The sequence below is a fragment of the Schaedlerella sp. genome, assembly GCF_056796775.1.
The window spans coordinates 1-4682 of record NZ_JBQIKP010000094.1 but is presented as its reverse complement, the minus strand read 5'-3'; the positions used below and the strand labels follow the sequence as shown (position 1 = coordinate 4682).

The following is a 4682-nucleotide window of genomic DNA, read 5'->3' as shown; positions in this document are numbered from 1 at the left end:
AAGATCTCAGGACAATTTGACAGCGAAAAAACCGCAAAGTATTATGCGACAGTGAAGACCTATGTGGAAACGTGCAGAAAGAATCACATAAACGAAATGGAGGCACTTTCAAGATTATGTGCCGGAGCTCCTTACACTGTTGAAGAAATCTTTGCATAAACTGTCAGTTCATAATACCAGCAAACCAAGAGACTATTTCAAATCCCTTGGTCTACTGGTGTTTATAATTTTAAATCGACTGTGAATAGTAACAATTTTTCCGTATGAAAAAGCCCAATTTACGGCATTAACTGATTTAAAACATATTCCAACCGCACAGCTGGAACATATTTATATATCGTGAATGCAGGTAATATGACATTTATTATAGATTAAAGCCCCAAACTGTGATAAAATAAAAAAGCATTGTTGTTAAACCAGCAGACAGGAGGAAACTATGAAATACTACAATATGAATGATTATTACGATTACAGCAGCCCCTACATGGAGTCAACGCTGATCGGCATTATGATGATTCTTTTCATTATAATGCTCGTATGTGCCATCTTCGCGCTGCTCAGCTACATATTAAAAGGCATTGGGATGTATACGATGGCGAAGCGCCAGGGTATGGACTATGCATGGCTGGCGTTTATTCCATTTGCAAGGACATACCTTCACGGAGAACTGGCCGGAAGCATCCGCCTCAAAAATAAAAGCATCCAGAATCCGGGGATCTGGCTTTTAGCCCTCCCGTTCCTTTACGGAGCAGTATCTTCCTTATTAAATGCGATCCTGTGGTTTGTAGGAGTCGGCTCCATGACCAAAATATTTCAGAGCGCCTTTTTGCCCTACGGACGGGTGAACCTGAGCGGAGGCGCTGTTATGGGAATCGTAGTGCTGGTTCTGATATTCTCAGTAGTCAGCTTAGGATATACCGCGGTTTACAAGACCTTTGGAGTATTAGTGAACCATCAGATTTTGGAGCGCTTTACGACGAAAAATATGTCCATTGTACATGCGGTATTGAGCACAATGATTCCGCTCTACGAATCCATCTGCTTTTTCGTGATGCGCAACCATCCCTTCAACCCGGGAATGGAACCGCCCGCGCCGCGGCCGTTTATGCAGTCTCCACCGCCGGATACATATTACAGGGGACCGGTCCCGCCGCCGGAGCCGCCGGTTTCGCCAGTCCCGCCAGCCCCATCGGTCCCGCCAGTCCCGACGGTTCCGCCAACCCCATCGGTTCCGCCAACCCCACCGGTATCACCGATGGGAGAAAATTACGGAGAATCTCCTGCGGCGGCGCCGATGCAGGAAAATTCAGGCTCTGGAATCTATACGCCGAATATGGAAAGCAATGGAATTGCGGAAAATATATCTGCCCCGAAGGCGGAAGCTTCCGAAGAGACATCCGAAGCCAAACCGGAATCTCCGGTGAATTTTACGTTACCGGAGCAAGAAAATAAGGATTTTTGGAGCTGACCGGTAATCTTTTGCCATATTAAGAAATCTTTTATTCATATAATTGGAATATTTTAGGACAGTCCCTCATATCATATGATATGGAGGACTGTTTTTATGAGACAAAGAGCAACGTGGCAGAAGCTGAAAACATTCGGTTCCTTTTGTCTGATCATGCTTCTGCTTCCCTATATTGTCACGGTATTTGTCCACGGAAAAGATTTTGAATCCCTTGGAAAGAAGGAAGAAGTATACGTAAATGTTAAAAAACCGAAAGCTTCGTCCGGCCTGTCTCAGCTGCAAAACAAGTCCGGCACAATAGAGACAAATGCTGCCGAAAATGTTTCCGGCGCATGGTACGGTCAGGAGGACCGGGAACCAGAAACAGAGATCGTGCAGGTCCCATGGGAAGAATATTTCATCGGTATTATGGGAAAAGAGATTCCCGCAGATGCGGAAATGGAACTCTTAAAAGCACAGGCCGTACTACTCCGTACCAAGCTCTATCAGGAACTGGATGCCCAGGAGACAAACAGCGCCCAGCCGCCGCCAGCCGGAGAGGCCAGCGCCCAGCCGTCCGCCGGAGAGGCCAGCGCCCAGCCGTCACCAGCCGGGGAAGCCAGCATCCAGCCGCCCGCCGCCAGGGAAAATGACGCTCAGCCATCACAGGCGGCTCAGGAAAATGACATTCAGCCGCCGCAGGAAGCCCCAGTCCCGGAGCAAAAGGTTTTGGAAGAGGATTATCTGACCCGCCATGAGCTGGAAGAAAAAGCCGGTACATCCGAGGTGGATTCCTACTATGAAAATCTGGTCCGGGCAATGCGGGAAACCGAAAACCAGGTCCTTTTTTATCAGGACACCTATGCCCTTGCCCCTTTCCATCAGTCGAGCAACGGCCAGACCCGGAGCGCCCAGGAGGTACTGGGGGTGGATAACTGCCCCTACCTTGCCGTGAGGGACTGCCCGTTGGATAAGGAGGCGGACTTCGAGATGCAGATCACGACCTTTGAGTACAAAGATATACAATCAAAATGCAAATCATTTCTCGTAGCAGTGGCAGAGGCGGACGCAAATAAAACCTATCAATTCTCCGATTTCGAGATTATTTCCCATGATTCCGCAGGCTATGTGCTGCAGCTGCGCATTGGGGAGACTGTCTGCACCGGCGATCAGTTCCGGGATGCATTGTCCCTGGCTTCGAGTGCATTTTCCATCAAGGACTCAGACGGAAAACTCCGGATTACGACGATGGGGAAGGGGCACGGGCTCGGCCTGAGCCAATGGACCGCCCAGAAAATGGCAAAGGCAGGAAAAAGCTATGAAGAAATCCTGCAGTTTTTCTTCGAAGGCACCACCCTGAAGGACGGCGGCCCTGTGAAAGAAAAATTAGATTAAGAAATCCGATGAAAATAGAATAAGCCATCACATTTCTGGTAAAAATATAAGCCAGAGGTGATGAAAATGAATAACAATGAAAAGATGTCATTCCTAAAAGGAAAGGGCGCGGCAGTCGCTCTGGTGCTTTGCTTTGCATCTGTGATCGCGATGGTTGGAGCATTTACCTACAACAATTACCAGAAGAGCATGGAACAGCAGTTAGCCGAAGCAGAGGAGCAGACTGAGGATCTCACAAAAGAGGAAAGTGAAGCAACGACGACAAACGACATCGTGCTTCCAGAAGCAGAACGCAATACATCCGATACAGAAGAGGAAGAGGATGAAACAGAAGAGGCTGAGGATGAAACATCTAAGGCGGAAACAGAAGAGAGCAATACAGGGGATGTGACCGCATCCGGCTACACCGCAGATGTCTGGTTTGGAGAGGAGAGTATCTTGAACTGGCCTGCAAGCGGTTCGGTGCTGATCAATTACAGCATGGACCAGACCGTATATTTTTCCACACTGGAACAGTATAAATACAATCCAGCGCTGATCATCGGCGGCGAGGTGGGAGAGACGATCGCGGCCTCAGCGCCCGGAATCGTGACAAATGTGGAGCAGGACGCGCAGACCGGCCTGACCGTTACGCTGGATATGGGAAATGGGTATACTGCCGTATATGGACAGTTGAAAGAAGTGCCGGTGCAGATCGGCGACTATGTTGATACCGGAGCAACCATCGGATATTTAAGCGAGCCGACCAAATATTTTTCCATGGAAGGGCCGAATCTCTATTTTGAGATCCTCAAAGACGAGGTACCGGTCAACCCGCTGGATTTTATAGAAGGGTGATCTGCTGCAGAGATTCAGAATAGCAGGCGGAAGAACCAGACTTTTCAGGATGACCTGTGAAAGCCTGGTTCTTTTTTTACTTTACATCATTTCAGTTTTTCTGCTTCTTTGTACCTGCAAAATGATTTTTGAAAGGATTAAGGTTACTGCCTGCTTTTGACTGGATTGTCTTCTGATTCCAAGAGTTTTAACTTGTCTGCTCTTTTCAGGCGCTTGATGGCGTATTCCCGGCTCATGGCTTCCTGCCTGGTCTCAAATGCTTCAAAATAGGCGAGCGCGACCGGTCTTCTGGATTTTGTATATTTTGCGCCTTTTCCTGCATTGTGCTCCCGAATGCGCCGCTCCAGGTCATTGGTCCAGCCGGTATACAGACTGCTGTCACGGCATTTCACGATATACGTATAATTCATTGGTATTTCTCCTTAGCAAAAACATAGCCGGTAATATTCATTTGAGCTCCAACATCTATAGAGTCAGGCTGTTTCAAAATCAATTCCATGCTTTTTCAAATACAGTTGGCCCTTTTCTTCATCCTATTCAAAATTCAACAGATTACCCCTTTTCTGTATTCAAAAATATACTCCAATTAATTCATATGTTATCATAATTAGCAGAACTTGTCTATTTGCTTTAAAATAACATTCATACGCCTTTCCTGCTCATTACTGTTCACACCCTTTGGGTGTTCCAGTAACCCTATCCACCAGAATGAATGTGCCAAAGCAGACATTAAAGAACCAGAGCGGCGGTAAAGGATTTATCAGAGAAAGTATTATTAAATCTTGTGGATATCTTATCTGCCTACGGCGACCAGATGGAAGATTATCAAAAACATGTTGTAGTGATAACGGATGAAGAAAAGAACCAACTGAATTTATAATGATATGTTTCCACTTTTGCTATGTAAGCGGCAAATAATCGGCGTCTATAAAAGGAGCACTGCCTGTGATATCGTACAGTTAGAGCTCCTTGATAATTAAATAGTCGCAAAAGTACCATCGTA

Annotated in this window: 4 protein-coding genes; 3 read left to right on the top strand and 1 reads right to left on the bottom strand. The window is 46.7% G+C overall.

The window, feature by feature from the left end:
* The first annotated feature begins 436 nt into the window (after nucleotides 1–436).
* From ACTOY7_RS21370 to ACTOY7_RS21360, 3 genes are all read left to right on the top strand, one after another.
* Nucleotides 437–1468 (top strand): hypothetical protein, encoded by a 1032-nt coding sequence (locus ACTOY7_RS21370; RefSeq protein ID WP_482584784.1) that lies wholly within the window; start codon nucleotides 437–439, stop codon nucleotides 1466–1468.
* 96 nt (nucleotides 1469–1564) lie between these two features.
* Nucleotides 1565–2842: a SpoIID/LytB domain-containing protein gene (locus ACTOY7_RS21365; protein ID WP_482584785.1), complete on the top strand. Its 1278-nt coding sequence runs from the start codon at nucleotides 1565–1567 to the stop codon at nucleotides 2840–2842.
* A gap of 66 nt (nucleotides 2843–2908) precedes the next feature.
* Nucleotides 2909–3679 carry a peptidoglycan DD-metalloendopeptidase family protein gene (locus ACTOY7_RS21360; protein WP_160280938.1) on the top strand — a complete coding sequence of 257 codons (771 nt, stop codon included), beginning with the start codon at nucleotides 2909–2911 and terminating at the stop codon, nucleotides 3677–3679.
* A gap of 143 nt (nucleotides 3680–3822) precedes the next feature.
* Here the strand turns inward: ACTOY7_RS21360 and ACTOY7_RS21355 are convergent, their stop codons facing one another.
* A complete protein-coding gene (locus tag ACTOY7_RS21355; protein WP_482584786.1) occupies nucleotides 3823–4089 on the bottom strand; it encodes a GIY-YIG nuclease family protein in 267 nt (88 codons plus the stop codon).
* Nucleotides 4090–4682 lie beyond the last annotated feature (593 nt).

Coding starts and splice junctions, on each gene's coding strand:
- ACTOY7_RS21365 (WP_482584785.1), top strand. CDS start 1,565: ATGAGACAAAGAGCAACGTGGCAGAAGCTGAAAACATTCGGTTCCTTT.
- ACTOY7_RS21360 (WP_160280938.1), top strand. CDS start 2,909: ATGAATAACAATGAAAAGATGTCATTCCTAAAAGGAAAGGGCGCGGCA.
- ACTOY7_RS21370 (WP_482584784.1), top strand. CDS start 437: ATGAAATACTACAATATGAATGATTATTACGATTACAGCAGCCCCTAC.
- ACTOY7_RS21355 (WP_482584786.1), bottom strand. CDS start 4,089: ATGAATTATACGTATATCGTGAAATGCCGTGACAGCAGTCTGTATACC.